Below are 14,821 nucleotides of genomic sequence, written 5' to 3' on the forward strand. Positions count from 1 at the left end.
ACCTCACTGTTGTGGGGATCACCTTGACGGTGGTCGACGGATCGCGTGGGGTGTATCCATGGCGCGCATCGCGTACGACGAGCGGGCGGCGGTCGCCTTCGCCGCGACCCGGCACCTGGACGAGGGCGGCATCGCGCGGTGGCAGGCGGCGGTCGGCCGGCACCTGCGCCCCCGCCCCGACCTGCGGCTGCTCGACCTCGGCGCCGGCACCGGCACCTGGTCGGTCGCCTTCCGGGACTGGTACGGCGCGCAGGTGGTGGCCGTCGAGCCGTCGGCGGCGATGCGGACGCGGGCGGTGTGCCCGGGGCTGGTGGCCGGTCGGGCGGAGGCACTGCCGTTCGCGGCGGCCAGCCTGGACGCGGCGTGGCTCTCCACGGTGATCCACCACCTGCCGGACCTGCCCGCGGTGGCCGCGGGGCTGCGCCGGGTGCTGCGGCCGGGCGCGCCGGTGCTGGTCCGCTCGGTCTTCGCCGGGCGCAGCGACGGGATCAGTCTGTTCCGGTGGTTCCCGGAGGCAGCGCGGGTGCTGGACAGCTATCCGTCGGTGACCCAGGTCCGCGCGGCGTTCGCGGCGGCCGGTTTCCCGACGGCGAGCCTGGAGCGGGTGTCGCAGGTCAGCGCGGCCTCCCTGGCGGAGGCCGCGGCCGGGCTGCGCCGGGAGGCGCACAGCCCGCTGCTCCTGCTCGACGACGACGCCTTCGCGCGCGGGCTGGACCGGTTGCGGCGGGCGGCGGTGCGTACCCCGGACGCGCCTGTGGTGGACCGGATGGACCTGCTGGTGCTGCGGTGACCCGGGGCGGCAGCGGCCCGGCCGGCGAATCGCCGACCGGGCCTGCGAGGACGTGACGGTGACCGGGCCCGTCGACCCCGTCACCTAGTACGTGCCGTCGAGCTGACCCCGCAGCTTGGTCAACGCCCGGGCGAGCAGCCGCGAGACGTGCATCTGCGAGACGCCGATCTGCTCGGCGATCTGCGACTGGGTCAGGTTGCCGTAGAAGCGCAGGGTGAGGATCTTCTGCTCGCGCTCGTCGAGCGTGGCGAGCGCCGGGCCGATGGCGACCCGCAGTTCGGCCAGTTCGAACTCGCTGTCCTCGCCGCCGAGCATGTCGCCCAGTTCGGTCGCCCGGTCGCCGTCGCCGGTGGGGGTGGACAGCGAGACCGCGTTGTACGCGCGGGCGCCCTCCAGGCCCTCCAGGACCTCTTCCTCGGTGAGTTTGAGGTGGGCGGCGATGTCGGCGACCGTCGGCGAGCGGCCGAGGGTCTGCAGCAGCGAGCTGTTGGCGTCGGAGATGGCCAGCCGCAGCTCCTGGAGCCGGCGGGGGACCCGGATGTCCCAGGTGCGGTCCCGGAAGTGCCGCTTCAGCTCGCCGATGATGGTCGGGATGGCGTAGCCGGCGAAGTCGACACCGCGGGACGGGTCGAACTTGTCGATCGCCTTGATGAGGCCGATGGCGGCGGTCTGGGCCAGGTCGTCGGTGGGCTCGCCCCGCCCGCTGTAGCGGTGGGCGAGGTGGTTGGCCAGGGGCAGCCAGGCCTCGATGGCCCGGTCCCGCATGGCGGCGCGGGACGGGTGGCTGGCCGGCAGTGCGGCCATCGCGTTGAGCAGGTCCGTGGCGCTGTCGGTGAGCGCGCGCGGGTCCAGCTTCTCGGTGGTCTGGGTTGTCGCCGTCTGCTCGGTGGTCGCTGGCGCGGTCATGGGTGGTCCTCCCTGCACCTCGTCTGCGGGAAAAAGACGTGACGCTTCGGTTTAGCTTCAGATGGTCCGTTCGGGAGTCACCTTAGCCCGATAGTCCCGATCAAATCTAGCCGAAAGTACGATGTACTTAAGGGATCCCAAGTGGCAAAAGCCGTAGAGCGGGCATAAACCCGGCGGTTTGTGATCACGGTTACCGGGCCGGGTCGTCCGCAGGCTGTCCGAACGGCCGTCCCACCCGCCCCTCCGGACAGGTGCGTGCGGCTGACCGACCGGTCAATCGGGCATGCGACATACGTCGCAGACTGTCGGCTTTCCGTCGTTGTCCCGCCGACGGGACTGCCCGTAGCGTCGCGGTGTAACCCCCCAGGTACGGAGGCACCGTGCTCGATCCCGCCGATCCGCAGCTCGTCGTCGACAGCCGCACGCTGCACTTCAGCTGGCTGCCGGCGGATCCGGACGGCGTCGCGGCGCTCGTGCCGCCGGGCCTGCGCCCCCGGGCGGACCGGCAGGTCTTCATGAACCAGTACGTGGTCGACGACGCCGCCCAGACCTCCGGCTTCGGCGCCTACTCGCTGACCTACCTCGGGGTGTCCCTGGTCGGGATGGACGCCCCCGACGGGGTGACCCCCGGCGGGTGGTGGACCCACTACGTCACCTCCAGCCCTCGGGTGCGCGGGTACGCCGCCGCCCGGGGCGCCCCCGCCGTGCTCGGCCGCACCAGGATCGACGTCCGGGGTGACCTGCTCGTCGCCGAGACGGTGGCCGACGGGGTGCCGGTGATCCGCGCCCGGGCCCGGGTGGGCGCCACCGGCCACGAGGTGCGCCGGGGGCACCACCGCTACCTCACGATGCGCGACGGCGAACTGCTCAGCGGGGTCTACCCGTTCATCTCCGAGCCGGTCACCCCGTTCGAGGTCGAATCGGTGGAGTTCCTCGCGCCCGACCACCCGACCTACGTGCTGCGGCCGGAGAACCCGCTGCTGATCCCCTGGGGCTTCTACGCCCCCCGCACCTCGTTCGCCTACCCCGGCGGGCTGACCCGGTACCCGCTCGAGACCCCGGCCCGCGCGGACGGCGCGGCGGGTCACCAGGTGCCGGCGCGTCGGTCCCGCAGCGGCCTGCCGTCCGGGTCGTAGACCAGCCGGTACGCCGGCAGCGCCCAGAGCCGGGTCAGCCAGGGCAGCCGCTCCGGGCGGTGCGGACGCAGCCGACCCGGGGGTCGGGGTCCCCGGCGGCCCGAGTCGTGCCACCGCTGGAGGGCGTCCGCCGCCGCCGTGATCGCCCGTACCGCCGAGGCCGGGTCGAGCAGGTCGTCGTCCTGTGCGCCGTCCGGGTCGCGGTCCAGGTGCTCGCGCCACAGCCGCAGCCGCAGCTCCCGGGCGAAGACCCGCGCCCCGTCGCCCTGCCCGCCCGGGTCGGTGGGCGCCCGGTCGTCCCGGGTGTCGTCCAGCACCGCGCAGGACAACTCGCTGTCGTGCGTCCAGGAGCGCCGGTTGAAGTTGTCACTGCCCACGCTCGCCCAGACGTCGTCGACCACGCAGACCTTCGCGTGCACGTAGACCGGCTGGCCCTCCCGGTTCTCCACGTCGAAGACGTGCACCCGGTCCGGGGCGGCCCGCCCGCAGAGCGAGAGCGCCTGCTCCCGGCTCACGGTGTTCGGCGGCAGCGCCAGCCGGCCGTCCACGTCCGGGTACCGGGGGACCACCGCCACCAGGTGCAGGTCGGGGTTGTCGCGCAGCGCCCCGGCGAACAGTTCGGCCACCTCGGCGGACCACAGGTACTGGTCCTCCAGGTAGATCAGCCGGCGGGCCCGGCGTACCGCCTTGGTGTAGCCACGGGCCACCGTGCGCTCGCCGTCCGGGGCGAAGGAGTAGCGGGGGCGTACGGCGGGGTAGGTGCGCAGCACCTGGACGTGGTGGGGCCCGCAGGGCGGCGGGTCCGGCGGCCGCGCCGGCAGCGGGTCGGGGCTGAGGTCGGCGCCGCGCAGCCGGTCACGCAGGTACGCCAGCGGGTTCTCCGAGTCCAGTGGCATCGGGTCCGTCCAGCGTTCCCGGAACGTGGTGTCCAGCGCGCCGACCGCCGGCCCGCGGACCGCGAGCTGCACGTCGTGCCAGGGCGGGTGGGGGCCGTACTTCGGCGACATCTGCACGGTCTGCGGGTCGCCACGGTGGCCGGCGTCGTCGCGCCGGCTGTGGCACAGGTCGATCCCGCCGGCGAAGGCGACGTCCCGCTCCGGCGCGCCGGGATGCCGCAGCACCACCAGTTTCTGGTGGTGCGAGCCACCCCGGCGGACCCGCTGGTCGAGCAGGACCTCGCCGCCGGCCGCGCAGATCGCCTCGCTGAGGCTGCGGTTCTCCGCCTCGCTGTAGGCGAGGGCGTCGAGGTGGGAGCGCCAGAGCAGCCCCTTGACCACCACGCCGCGCTGGGCGGCCCGGGCGAAGAGCTGCACCACCGTGGGGCCGTCCCAGCGCATCCGTTCGTCCGGGTCGCCCCGCCAGTCGGTGAAGAAGAGGTGGTCACCCGGGCCGAGCGCCTCCACCTCGGTGACCAGCCGGTCGAAGTACGCCGCTCCGTGAATCAACGGCTCGGCGAGGTTTCCCGTCGTCCAGGCGGGTAATTCCGAGACCGGGTTGGCGCGTTCCGCAGCGGTCAGGAACCAGTCCTCGATCGCCATGCTCCAGCCCCCCGAGGTCGACAACGTCCTCACGGTAGGTCCCCCGCCGAGGGCCCGCACGTCGGAAGGCCCGGTCGTGCCCCCGGTGGTGACCTGCCGCACCCCTGACGACGACGAACACCGAGGAGGCCGCAGCATGCCCGCCGAGACCACGAACTCCGTGACCGAGTACTCGCCGCAGGCGGTGGAGAGTGAACGGGGCGCGATCCTGGCGGTGTTGCTGATGGTGATCCTGGGGGTCGCCGGGATCTTCGCCGTCTCCTGAGGCGGGGCCCGGCCCGGGCACCCCGGTGTACCGGGGCGCCCGTCCTCGGGTCAGGGCCGCTCGCCCTGGCCGCCGGTGTGCGGCAGCCGCTCGGCGGGGACCACTCCGAGCTTGCCGGCCTGGAAGTCCTCGAAGGCCTGGATCAGCTCGGCCCGGGTGTTCATCACGAACGGCCCGTAGTGCGCCACCGGCTCCCGGATGGGCTGGCCGCCCATGAGGTAGAGGTCCAGCGCCGGGGTGCGGGACTCCTGCCGCTCGTCGGCGGTGACCCGCAGCGCTTCGCCCGGGCCGTGCACGGCGAGCTGGCCGGTGTGCACCGGCCGCCGGTCGGTGCCGATCGTGCCCCGGCCGCCGAGCACGTAGACCAGCGCGTTGAAGTCCGGCCGCCAGGGCAGGCTCAGCTCGGCGCCGGGCTGCACCGTCACGTGCGCGATGGTGATCGGGGTGTGGGTCGAGCCCGGCCCCTGGTGCCCGGCGACCTCGCCGGCGATCACCCGGATCAGCGCGCCGCCGTCCGGCGTGGTGAGCAGCGCCGCCTCCCGGCCCCGGATGTCCTGGTAGCGCGGGGGCTTCATCTTCGCCACCTTGGGCAGGTTGACCCAGAGCTGGAGGCCGTGGAAGAGGCCGCCGCTCATCACCAGGTGCTCCGGCGGCGCCTCGATGTGCAGCAGGCCGCTGCCGGCCGTCATCCACTGGGTGTCGCCGTTGGTGATGGTGCCCCCACCACCCTGCGAGTCCTGGTGGTCCATGATCCCGTCGATCATGTACGTCACCGTCTCGAAGCCGCGGTGCGGGTGCCAGCTCGTCCCGCGGGGCTCGCCCGGGGCGTAGTCCACCTCGCCCATCTGGTCGAGGTGGACGAACGGGTCCAGCTCGCTCATCGGTACCCCGGCGAAGGCCCTGCGGACCGGGAAGCCCTCGCCCTCGTACCCGCTCGGAGCGGTGATCAGGCGGCGCACCGGCCGGTATGCGGTGGTCTCGTCGAGCCGGGGCAGGCGCGGCAGGACGAGGACGTCGTCGACGGTGATGGCGGGCATCGCGAACTCCTTAGTCGCTGTGGGTGGACGACGCGTCGCGGTCGGCGCGCAGGCGCCGGCCGAGCCGTGCGAAGACCCGGGTCAGGGTGGCCACCTCGACGTCGTCGAGGTCGTCCATCAGGTGCCGGCGCACCGAGGCGAGGTGCCCCGGCGCGGCCTCACGCAGGGCGAGCAGCCCGGCGGCGGTGAGCACCGCCTCGTTGCCCCGGCGGTCGGCCGGGCAGGACTCCCGGGCGACCAGGCCGCGTCGCCGCATGGAGGAGATCTGGTACGTCAGCCGGCTGGGGGAGAAGACCAGCCGGTCGGCCAGCTCGCCCATCCGCAGCCGTTGCCCCGGCGCCTCGGAGAGCAGGACCAGGACGTGGTAGTCGGCGAAGCTCAGCCCGCTGTCGGCGCGCAGGTCGTCCTCCAGTTGGGTGAACAGCCGCTGGCTGGCTTCGATGTACGCGCGCCAGCCGGCCATCCGCGCGCTGTCCAGACTCTCGGTCACGTCCCCGAGAGTAGCACTACTTAAAATTTCAACAACTATCGTTGTCGCCCGGTGATAGAGGCAACACGGCACATGATCAGTGTGATGGTTTGACTTTGAAGCACTGCTCCCTCGGAAATCCGGTGGGCGTCCCCGGGCCCGCGCTGGCACACTGCCGCGTCGTGGACCACGTCGAGATCACCGCCCCCGGCCTGCTGCTGCGTCCCTGGCGCGTCGCCGACGCCGACGCCGTCCTCGACGCGCTGCGGGAACCGGCGATCGCCCGGTGGAACCCGGCCCGCGGGGCCGGCGACGACCTGGCCGGGGCCACCGACTGGGTCCGGCGCCGGGCGGACTGGTCCGGCGGCGACCACGTCAGCCTCGCGGTGACCTCGGCGGCCGACGGCTCCCTGCTCGGCTCGGTCTCGCTGCACCAGATCCGCGGCGAGGACGCCTCGATCGGCTACTGGACGGTCGCCGCCGCCCGCGGCGCGGGAGTCGCCTCCCGGGCCGTCGTCGCGCTCACCGCCTGGGCCTTCGCCGAGCTGCGGCTGCACCGCATCGAGCTCTGCCACGCGGTGGCCAACCCCGCCTCCTGCCGGGTCGCCGAACGCGCCGGCTACCGGGCCGAGGGCACCCTGCGCGAGGCGTACCGGTACGGCGACGGCCGGCGGCACGACGAACACCTGCACGCCCGGCTGTCCACCGACGGCTGAGTCACCCGACGAACGACCGGACGCGCGGCACCCCGGCGCACGGGGCGTCGGGGTGCCGTCGGGGTCCGCTCAGCGGGCGGTCGCGCCGGTCGGCGTCAGGTGCATCCGGCCCAGCATCTGCCGCGCCTGGTCGGCCAGGTTGGCGTCCACGGTCACCGCGTACTGGCCGGCCCGCAGCGAGCTGGCCGAGGTGAAGTCGCGCTGACCGCCGGACATCGCGTGTGCCACCGCGCCGAAGACGGCGCCCCAGATCGCGCCGATGACCAGCCCGACCAGGATCACCGCCAACCAGTTGCCGACGGTGAAGATGCCGAACAACAAACCGATGAAGAGCCCGAACCAGGCTCCGGTGCCCGCGCCCAGCAACGCGGCACGTCCGGTGGTGAGCCGGCCGAGCACCGTCTCCACCAACGTCAGGTTGGTGCCCACGATCGCGGTGTGTTCCACCGGGAACCGGTTGTCCGCCAGGTAGTCCACCACCCGCTGCGCGGACGGATAGTCCGGGTACGACCCGATCGTGATGGTGGGCGCGCCCGCCTGCGGTCCGTGTCCGTCACCGCTGGGCGTGGCCGGCCGCCCGGCCGGACCGGACGGGAGGTTGTCGCCGCCCGGCAGCCCGGGACGCCAGGTGGCGCTCGGGGTCGAGGGTCTGGTCATAGCATCCTCCTTCGTCGACGGGCCGCGTTCCCTCCCGGGGCGGTGCGCTAACGCCGACGGTCAGGATTGGCGGTGCGCCGCCCCGGGTAGACCCCGCCGTGCGCAGCGGACGGATCAGCGACCACGGCTTTCTCGCCGACGGCCGGAGCGCCGCCCTGGTGGACCGGACCGGCTCGATCAACTGGTGGTGTCCGTCCCGGTTCGACGGGCCGGCGGTCTTCGGGCGACTGCTCGACGACCGGGCGGGGCACTGGTCGATCGGCCCGGAGGGCGGGCACACCGTCGAGCGGTCCTACCTGGAGGACACGCTCGTGCTGCGGACCGTCTTCACCACGCCCGACGGGGTGCTGGCGGTCACCGACGCGCTGGCCCTGGAGCCGGGCGCGCGGGGGCACGACATCGGCCTGCGCTCGCCGCGCGCGCTGGGCCGGGTGGTCGAGGGCCTGCACGGGGAGGTGCCGGTCCGGGTCCACTACCGGCCCCGCTTCGAGTACGGGCAGGTGAGCCCGTACCTGATCGACTCCGGCGGGGTCGTCGACGCCCGGGCCGGCGGCTGCCGGCTGAGCCTGCGCACCGACGTCCCGATGGAGTGCGGGCGCGGCGACGCCACCGCCCGGATCACCGTCCGGGCCGGGGAGACCTGCCGCTTCACCCTCGGGTACGCCCCGATCTACGACGGCGGGGAACCGGCGCTGCCCGACGCCGACCGGCTGGTGGCCGACGCGGTCGCCGGCTGGCGGTCCTGGGCCGGACTGCACGAGTACCGGGGCCTGCACCCCGGGGCGGTACGGCGCAGCGCGATGGTGGTGCAGGGCATGACGTACCAGCCCAGCGGCGCGATCGTCGCGGCGGCGACCACCTCGTTGCCGGAGCGGCTCGGCGGCGACCGCAACTACGACTACCGCTTCGTCTGGCTGCGCGACTTCAGCCTCACCCTCCAGGCGCTCTGGCTGGCCGCCTGCCCTGACGAGGCCGACCGGCAGTTCTCCTGGGTGACCCGGGCGATGGGCCGGATCGACGACGGCCGGGTGCCGATCATGTACGGCGTGGAGGGCGAGCGGGACCTCAGCGAGCACACCCTCGACCACCTCGTCGGGTACGCCGGCAGCCGCCCCGTCAACGTCGGCAACGACGCCTGGAAGCAGCGGCAGACCGACGTGCTCGGCGAGATCCTCGACGCCGCCTGGCTGATGCGCCACTACCTGGACCCGATGTCGCCGGACGTCCGGCACCTGCTGCACGCCCTGGCCGACCAGGCGGTGCGGGACTGGCGCCGCCCCGACTCCGGCATGTGGGAGGCCCGGGACGCCGAGCGGCACTACGTCTCGTCCAAGGTGCAGTGCTGGACGGCGCTGGACCGGGCCGTCCGCTTCGGTGACCGCATCGGCGACCCGGCCGACGTGGCCCGCTGGGCGGTGGCCAGGGACGCCGTCCGTGCGGCGGTGCTCACCCGGGGCTGGAACGACCGGCTCGGCGCGTACACCGGGGCGTTCGACTCCGACGAACTGGACGCCTCGGTGCTGATCATGCCGCTGGTCGGCTTCCTGCCCGCCGGCCACCCGCGGATGCGCTCCACGATGGACGTGGTGGAGCGTGAACTGTCCCGCGACGGCCTGCTGCGCCGCTGGGACGGTGACCCGGCCGGCTTCGTCATCTGCTCGTTCTGGCTGGTCGGCTGCCTCGCCCAGGCCGGCGAACTGGACCGGGCGGACCGACTGTTCGGGCAGCTCGCCGCCCGGGTCAACGACCTCGGCCTGTACGCCGAGCAGATCGACGCGGCCACCGGCGAGCAGCTGGGCAACTTCCCGCAGGCCTTCTCGCACATCGGCCTGATCAACGCCGCCGGCTGCCTCACCGAGGCCGCCGAGCGGGCCCGTGACACTGCGGACCGCCACCGACAGCCTGTGCCGACCGGTGCGGGGCGCACGGAGGGAGTACGCGCATGACCGGACGACTCACCGGCCGAAAGGCCCTGATCACCGGCTCGGACTCGGGCATCGGCCAGGCCACCGCTATCGAGTTCGCCCGGGAGGGCGCGGACGTGGTGGTGCACTACCTGCACGACCACGCCGGGGCGAACCACACGAAGGCCGAGGTCGAGAGGGCCGGCGGCCGGGCCGTGGTGGTGCAGGGCGACATCAGCGTCGAGCACCAGGTCGAGGCGATGTTCGACGAGGCCCTCGCGGAGTTCGGCACCCTCGACGTGCTGATGAACGACGCCGGGGTGGACGCCTCCGGCATTCCGGTCGCCGACCTGGACACCGAGACCTGGGACCGAGCCATCCGCACCAACCTCTACGGGATGTTCTTCTGCTGCCGCCGGTTCGTCCGGCACCGCCGGGACCAGGGCGGACACGGGAAGATCATCAACATCACCTCGATCCACCAGGAGGTGGCCCGGGCCGGTGGCGCGGACTACGACGCCAGCAAGGGCGGCATGCTGGAGCTGGCCAAGAGCCTTGCGCTGGAAGTCGCCCCGATGCACATGAACGTCAACAACATCGGGCCCGGGATGGTGCTCACCCCGTTCAACCAGCGGGCCATCGACGATCCGGCGTACCTGGAGGAGCAGGTGCAGTCGATTCCGTGGAAGCGGGCCGCCGAGCCGCAGGAGATCGCCAAGCTCGCCGTCTTCCTGGCCAGCGACGACGCCGACTATGTGACCGGGTCGACGTACTTCATGGACGGCGGGCTGATGCAGAACCAGGGCCAGGGCGCCTGAGCGCCGCGCCGGCCCGGCGCGCGGGCGCGGCAGCCGGCCGGCGGTGGACCGGACCCGGTGCGGGCCCGGTCCACCGCCGGCCGGCGACGCCGGTCAGGAGCAGGCGGCGCCGTTGAGCTGGAAGCCGGCGGGCGTGGGCAGTGACGTGCCGGTGAAGGTCCCCTGCCAGCCGACGCTCACCGTGCCACCGGCGGGCAGGCTGCCGTTCCAGGTGGCGTTGCGGACGGTGACCTGGTCGCCGTTCTGGCTCCACTCGCCGTTCCAGCCGTTGGTCAGCCGGACGCCGGTCCCGGGCCGGAAGGTGAGCGTCCAGCCGTTGACCGCGGCACCGGAGTTGGTGATCCGCACGTCGGCGGTGAAGCCACCGGTCCAGGAGTTCGGGGTGTAGGTGACCACGCAGCCGCCGGCCGGCGGCGTGGTGGGCGGCGTGGTCGTCGGCGGCGCGGTGGTCGGGGGAGCGGTGGTCGGGGGAGCGGTGGTGGGCGGTGTGGTGGTGGGGGGAGCGGTGGTCGGCAGCGGGCCGGCGGCGACGGCGAGGTCGTACGCGCGCTGCGGGACGAACTGCCCCGCCGCGGCGATGCAACCGTCGGCCTCGCCGGGCAGCTTCACCCAGAGCAGCGCGTCGATCATCGGGTCGCCGGTGGCGGTGGTGCTCGGCGTGCCGATCGCCCGGCCGGCCGGGTCGCACCACTCCGAGCCGGCCGGCCCGTTGCCGTTGCGGCTGGTGTCGACGACCGCCCGCAGCCGGGACACCCCGGTGGCGGCGATGATCTGCTTGGCGTACGGGACGGCCTCGGCGGTGCTGCGGTAGTTCGACACGTTGACCGAGATGCCGTCGGCGCTGTTGGCGATGTCCGCGCCGACCAGCCGGGAGGCGATTTCGGCGGGGGAGAGCCAGGCCGAGTGGCCGGCGTCGAAGTAGACCTTCGCCGCGGCCGAGCCTGCCTTGAGCTTCTTGCCCGCGTACGCCATGGAGGCCTTCGTCTCGGCCTGCTGGCCGGCGTTCTGGCAGCTCGTCATCAGGGGCAGCACGTCGGGTTCGAGCACGATGGTGGCCGGCCGGCCGTTCAGGCCGGCGGCGACCTGGTCGACCCAGGCCCGGTAGCTGGCGTGGTCCGGGGCGCCGCCGCTGCTGGCGCCGGCGCAGTCCCGGTTGGGGATGTTGTAGACCACCAGGATCGGCGTCTTCCCGGCTGCTGCGGCGGCTCCGACCAGGGCGTCCACCTCGGCGCGTACGGTCGAGGTGTTGGTCCGGGTGAACCAGCGGGCCTGCGGGACGGCGGCGATCCGGTCGCGGATCACCGCGGCGCGCGGGTCCTGCGGGTTCGCCGCGACCCAGGCCGCCGCCGCGGTCTGCGGGTCGACGTAGAAGGCGGAGTCGGCCGCCGCGGCCGGTGCCGGCCGGAGTGCCCCCACGCCCACCGTGGCGGCGACGGCGAATGCGGTGGCCGCCGCGCCGACGGCGGCGATGGTTCTGCTGTCTCTCATGACCAGCCCCTCAAAGGTATCGACAAAGGTGCGTGGAAGCGCTCCCATATGCAGCACAAAATACGGGCATGTTGCCGGGATGTGAAGACCTCGAAAGTTACGGACCCGGCGGACCGGAGAAGAATGAGGGCATGCGCCTGGTGATCCTCGCCGACACCCACCTGCCGAAACGCGCGCGGGACCTGCCCGCGCCCCTGTGGTCGGCGGTCGAGTCCGCCGACGTGGTCCTGCACGCCGGTGACTGGGTCGACGTGACGCTGCTCGACGCGCTGGAGGCCCGCGCCCGCCGGCTCGTCGGGGTGTACGGCAACAACGACGGCCCCGACCTGCGGGCCCGGCTGCCCGAGGTGGCCCGGGTGGAACTCGACGGACTGCGGGTGGCCGTCGTGCACGAGACCGGGCCGAAGGCCGGGCGGGAGGAACGCTGCGCCGCCCGCTTCCCCGACCGCGACCTGCTGGTCTTCGGCCACTCGCACATCCCGTGGGACAGCGTCGCCCCGGGCGGGCTGCGGCTGCTCAACCCCGGCTCGCCGACCGACCGGCGTTCGCAGCCGTACGCCACCTATCTCACCGCGCGGGTGGCGGCGGGGCGACTCGACGCCGTCGAGCTGCACCGCCTGCCCCCGCGTCGGGGCTGACCGCCCAGCGGTCACCGGCGCCGGCGTCCGCCGATTGCGGTCGGTCATCGTGTCCACCTCTCTTCGAACAGGTGTGCCCCTACCCCGTCATCGGCCCTTCATGCCGGCCACGCGGCACATACGATCACCGGATGGACTCGGGCGTGATCGTGGTGGGAGCCGGCATCGCCGGGGTGGCCTGCGCCGCCGAGCTGGTCCGGGCGGGTGTCCCGGTGCGGATCCGGGAGCGCGGCCGGGTGCCCGGGGGCCGGATGGCCAGCCGGCGCTTCGACGGCCGGCCCGCCGACACCGGCGCGGCGTACCTCACCGTCGACGACCCGGACTTCGCCGCCGTGCTCGACCGGTGGCGGGCCGCCGGCCTGGTCCGCGAGTGGACCGACACCTTCGTCGCGTACGACCGGGCGGGCCGGCGGGAGGTGACCGGGCCGGTCCGCTGGGCGGCCCCGCACGGGCTGCGCTCCCTGGTCGAGGAGCTGGCCCGGGACCTGCCGGCGACCGTCGACCGGCTGGTGATGACCGTCGAGCCGGGCCCGGCGGTGGACGGCACCCGGTGTGCCGCCGTGGCGTTGTGCATGCCCGGACCACAGGCGGCCCTGCTGCTCGACCCGGCGCTGGCCGCGGCCACCCGCGCCGCTGGGGAACAGCGCTGGTCACCGACGCTCGCCGCCGTGCTGCGCTTCCCGGCCCGCCGCTGGCCGGACTTCCACGGCGCGTTCGTCAACGACGACCCGCTGCTCGCGCTGGTCTGCGACGACGGCGACCGGCGCGGCGACGGCGCCCCGGTGCTCGTCGCGCACACCACCGCCGAGTTCGCCGCCGGGCACCTGGCCCAGCCCACCGCCGCCGGCCCGGCGATCGAGCAGGCCGTCCGCGACCTGCTCGGGCTGCCTGAGCCGGCCGAGCTGGTGCACGTGCACCGCTGGACGTACGCCAAGCCGAACTCCGGCGCGGACACCGCGTACCACCTCGACGACGACGGGATCGGGCTCGCCGGGGACGCCTTCGGTCGGCCCCGGGTGCAGAGCGCCTGGCGCTCCGGGCGGGACCTGGGCCGGGCCCTGGCCGAGCGGCTGCCCGCCGTGCGCGGCTGAGCGGTGCCGCCGGACGACCGGCGGTGACGGTGCCCGCCCCGAGGTCAGCCCCGGGCGCCGTCCAGTGCGGGCTCGCCCCGCTCCGACGGCTCGCGGGTCCGCTTGCCCTCGCGGTCCAGCAGCTGCATGACCGGGGTCGCGGCGATGCCGTGCACCACCGCCGAGACGATCACCACCAGGCCGACCGTGGCCCAGATCAGGTCCGCCTGCGGGAAGTCGGCCTTGGTGGTGGCGTACGCCAGGTAGTAGAACGAGCCGACGCCCCGGATGCCGAACATCGCGATCACCCAGTGCTCCGCCGGCCGCCCCGGCGCCCCGCGCAGCGACAGCCAGCCGACCAGCGGCCGGATCACGAAGACCAGGGCCAGGCCGACCACCGCCGCCTGCCAGGTCAGCGGGGCGAGCAGGCCGCCGATCACCGCGCCGCCGAAGAGCAGCAGCAACATGACGGTGAGCAGCCGCTCGACCTGCTCGGCGAAGTCGTGCAGCACGGAGTGGAACTCGTGGGTCCGCTCGGCGGCCCGGATCGCCCGGGCGGCCACGAACACCGCCAGGAAGCCGTATCCGCCCACCACCTCCACCAACCCGTACGCGAGGAAGGTGGCGGCCAGCGCGAGGAAGCCCTCCGCGTGCCGGGCCAGCCGCAGCTCGCTCGGGGCGCGGAAGAACAGCCTGCCGAGCAGCCAGCCGATCAGCAGCCCGCCGCCGACCCCGACGGACAGCTTGTAGAGCACGTCGACGTTGAACCAGTCGGCCAACCACGCCGACGGGGCGAGACCGGCGGTGGCGATGGCGATGGCCGCGTACACGAAGGGGAAGGCCAACCCGTCGTTGAGACCGGCCTCCGAGGTGAGCGCGAAGCGCACCTCGTCCTCCGAGTCCTCCACGTCGGTCGGCTCGCCCACCTGCACGTCCGCGGCCAGCACCGGGTCGGTCGGGGCCAGGGCCGCGCCGAGCAGCAGCGCCGCGGCCGGCACCAGCCCGGCCCACCACCAGCCGAGCAGCGCCACCGCCGCGATGCACACCGGCATGGCGATCGCCAGCAACCGCCAGGTGGACGACCAGCTCTTCCAGCTCAGCGGACGGTCGATCTTCAACCCGGCGCCCATCAGGGCGACGATCACCCCGATCTCGGTCAGATGGGTGGTGATGTCCGGCCAGCGCAGCGGATCCGGTGAGGGCAGGCCGGTGGGCAGCAGGAAGACCAGCATGCCCAGGCCGAGGAACGCGATCGGCATGGACAGCGGGCGGTGCTCGAGCATCCGGGGGAGGATCCCGGCCAGCAGGGCTCCGACACCCACCAGCGCGAACGCGACATCGACCGGCTCCACGGCACCACCTCTCGCCCACCCGCCCACGGCACGTGGG

15 protein-coding genes are annotated in these 14,821 nt (G+C 73.7%); 8 read left to right on the forward strand and 7 right to left on the reverse strand.

Annotated elements, in window-relative coordinates; all coding sequences use genetic code 11:
- Positions 1-58 precede the first annotated feature (58 nt).
- Complete coding sequence (locus GA0070560_RS25330; protein WP_091302207.1) at positions 59-790, forward strand: class I SAM-dependent methyltransferase; 732 nt, start codon at positions 59-61, stop codon at positions 788-790.
- Positions 791-874: 84 nt separating this feature from the next.
- Here GA0070560_RS25330 and GA0070560_RS25335 read toward each other — a convergent pair whose 3' ends face one another.
- On the reverse strand, positions 875-1,696 hold the full coding sequence (locus GA0070560_RS25335; protein ID WP_091302209.1) for a SigB/SigF/SigG family RNA polymerase sigma factor: 822 nt from the start codon (positions 1,694-1,696) through the stop codon (positions 875-877).
- A gap of 380 nt (positions 1,697-2,076) precedes the next feature.
- Here GA0070560_RS25335 and GA0070560_RS25340 point away from each other — a divergent pair, with 380 nt between their 5' ends.
- Positions 2,077-2,832, forward strand: a complete 756-nt coding sequence (locus GA0070560_RS25340; RefSeq protein WP_091302211.1) for an acetoacetate decarboxylase family protein — start codon at positions 2,077-2,079, stop codon at positions 2,830-2,832.
- Here GA0070560_RS25340 and GA0070560_RS25345 read toward each other — a convergent pair.
- Entirely contained in the window at positions 2,781-4,370 is a 1,590-nt protein-coding gene (locus tag GA0070560_RS25345) for a phospholipase D family protein (protein WP_091302213.1), read from the reverse strand. The genes GA0070560_RS25340 and GA0070560_RS25345 overlap by 52 nt on opposite strands.
- A 136-nt stretch (positions 4,371-4,506) precedes the next feature.
- Between GA0070560_RS25345 and GA0070560_RS29860 the strand changes: the two genes are divergently transcribed.
- Entirely contained in the window at positions 4,507-4,635 is a 129-nt protein-coding gene (locus tag GA0070560_RS29860; RefSeq protein ID WP_269459458.1) for a hypothetical protein, read from the forward strand.
- A 50-nt stretch (positions 4,636-4,685) separates the two neighbouring features.
- Here the strand turns inward: GA0070560_RS29860 and GA0070560_RS25355 are convergent, their stop codons facing one another.
- Both GA0070560_RS25355 and GA0070560_RS25360 read right to left on the reverse strand, forming a co-directional pair.
- Entirely contained in the window at positions 4,686-5,672 is a 987-nt protein-coding gene (locus tag GA0070560_RS25355; RefSeq protein WP_091302217.1) for a pirin family protein, read from the reverse strand.
- Positions 5,673-5,682: 10 nt separating this feature from the next.
- Positions 5,683-6,162: a MarR family winged helix-turn-helix transcriptional regulator gene (locus GA0070560_RS25360; RefSeq protein WP_091302219.1), complete on the reverse strand. Its 480-nt coding sequence runs from the start codon at positions 6,160-6,162 to the stop codon at positions 5,683-5,685.
- A 161-nt stretch (positions 6,163-6,323) separates the two neighbouring features.
- Here GA0070560_RS25360 and GA0070560_RS25365 point away from each other — a divergent pair, with 161 nt between their 5' ends.
- Positions 6,324-6,857 carry a GNAT family N-acetyltransferase gene (locus tag GA0070560_RS25365; protein ID WP_091302294.1) on the forward strand — a complete coding sequence of 178 codons (534 nt, stop codon included), beginning with the start codon at positions 6,324-6,326 and terminating at the stop codon, positions 6,855-6,857.
- A 69-nt stretch (positions 6,858-6,926) separates the two neighbouring features.
- On the opposite strand, the gene GA0070560_RS25370 is transcribed toward GA0070560_RS25365, so the two are convergent.
- Complete coding sequence (locus GA0070560_RS25370) at positions 6,927-7,514, reverse strand: YflT domain-containing protein (protein ID WP_091302221.1); 588 nt, start codon at positions 7,512-7,514, stop codon at positions 6,927-6,929.
- Positions 7,515-7,612: 98 nt separating this feature from the next.
- Between GA0070560_RS25370 and GA0070560_RS25375 the strand changes: the two genes are divergently transcribed.
- Positions 7,613-9,460 (forward strand): glycoside hydrolase family 15 protein, encoded by a 1,848-nt coding sequence (locus GA0070560_RS25375; RefSeq protein ID WP_091302223.1) that lies wholly within the window; start codon positions 7,613-7,615, stop codon positions 9,458-9,460.
- Entirely contained in the window at positions 9,457-10,236 is a 780-nt protein-coding gene (locus tag GA0070560_RS25380) for a glucose 1-dehydrogenase (protein WP_091302225.1), read from the forward strand. Before GA0070560_RS25375 ends, GA0070560_RS25380 begins: the two co-directional genes overlap by 4 nt.
- A 93-nt stretch (positions 10,237-10,329) precedes the next feature.
- Here GA0070560_RS25380 and GA0070560_RS25385 read toward each other — a convergent pair whose 3' ends face one another.
- Complete coding sequence (locus GA0070560_RS25385; RefSeq protein WP_091302227.1) at positions 10,330-11,724, reverse strand: glycoside hydrolase family 6 protein; 1,395 nt, start codon at positions 11,722-11,724, stop codon at positions 10,330-10,332.
- A gap of 131 nt (positions 11,725-11,855) precedes the next feature.
- On the opposite strand from GA0070560_RS25385, the gene GA0070560_RS25390 reads away from it, so the two are divergent.
- Both GA0070560_RS25390 and GA0070560_RS25395 read left to right on the forward strand, forming a co-directional pair.
- Entirely contained in the window at positions 11,856-12,362 is a 507-nt protein-coding gene (locus GA0070560_RS25390; protein ID WP_091302229.1) for a metallophosphoesterase family protein, read from the forward strand.
- Between the two features lie 143 nt (positions 12,363-12,505).
- Positions 12,506-13,453, forward strand: a complete 948-nt coding sequence (locus GA0070560_RS25395) for an NAD(P)/FAD-dependent oxidoreductase (RefSeq protein ID WP_170839582.1) — start codon at positions 12,506-12,508, stop codon at positions 13,451-13,453.
- Between the two features lie 44 nt (positions 13,454-13,497).
- Here GA0070560_RS25395 and GA0070560_RS25400 read toward each other — a convergent pair whose 3' ends face one another.
- Positions 13,498-14,784: a cation:proton antiporter gene (locus GA0070560_RS25400; RefSeq protein ID WP_091302233.1), complete on the reverse strand. Its 1,287-nt coding sequence runs from the start codon at positions 14,782-14,784 to the stop codon at positions 13,498-13,500.
- Between the last annotated feature and the right edge of the window lie 37 nt (positions 14,785-14,821).

This window comes from Micromonospora halophytica (genome assembly GCF_900090245.1).
Classification (GTDB): Bacteria; Actinomycetota; Actinomycetes; order Mycobacteriales; family Micromonosporaceae; genus Micromonospora; species Micromonospora halophytica.

Coding starts and splice junctions, on each gene's coding strand:
- GA0070560_RS25330 (WP_091302207.1), top strand. CDS start 59: ATGGCGCGCATCGCGTACGACGAGCGGGCGGCGGTCGCCTTCGCCGCG.
- GA0070560_RS25335 (WP_091302209.1), bottom strand. CDS start 1,696: ATGACCGCGCCAGCGACCACCGAGCAGACGGCGACAACCCAGACCACC.
- GA0070560_RS25345 (WP_091302213.1), bottom strand. CDS start 4,370: ATGGCGATCGAGGACTGGTTCCTGACCGCTGCGGAACGCGCCAACCCG.
- GA0070560_RS29860 (WP_269459458.1), top strand. CDS start 4,507: ATGCCCGCCGAGACCACGAACTCCGTGACCGAGTACTCGCCGCAGGCG.
- GA0070560_RS25355 (WP_091302217.1), bottom strand. CDS start 5,672: ATGCCCGCCATCACCGTCGACGACGTCCTCGTCCTGCCGCGCCTGCCC.
- GA0070560_RS25370 (WP_091302221.1), bottom strand. CDS start 7,514: ATGACCAGACCCTCGACCCCGAGCGCCACCTGGCGTCCCGGGCTGCCG.
- GA0070560_RS25380 (WP_091302225.1), top strand. CDS start 9,457: ATGACCGGACGACTCACCGGCCGAAAGGCCCTGATCACCGGCTCGGAC.
- GA0070560_RS25385 (WP_091302227.1), bottom strand. CDS start 11,724: ATGAGAGACAGCAGAACCATCGCCGCCGTCGGCGCGGCGGCCACCGCA.
- GA0070560_RS25390 (WP_091302229.1), top strand. CDS start 11,856: ATGCGCCTGGTGATCCTCGCCGACACCCACCTGCCGAAACGCGCGCGG.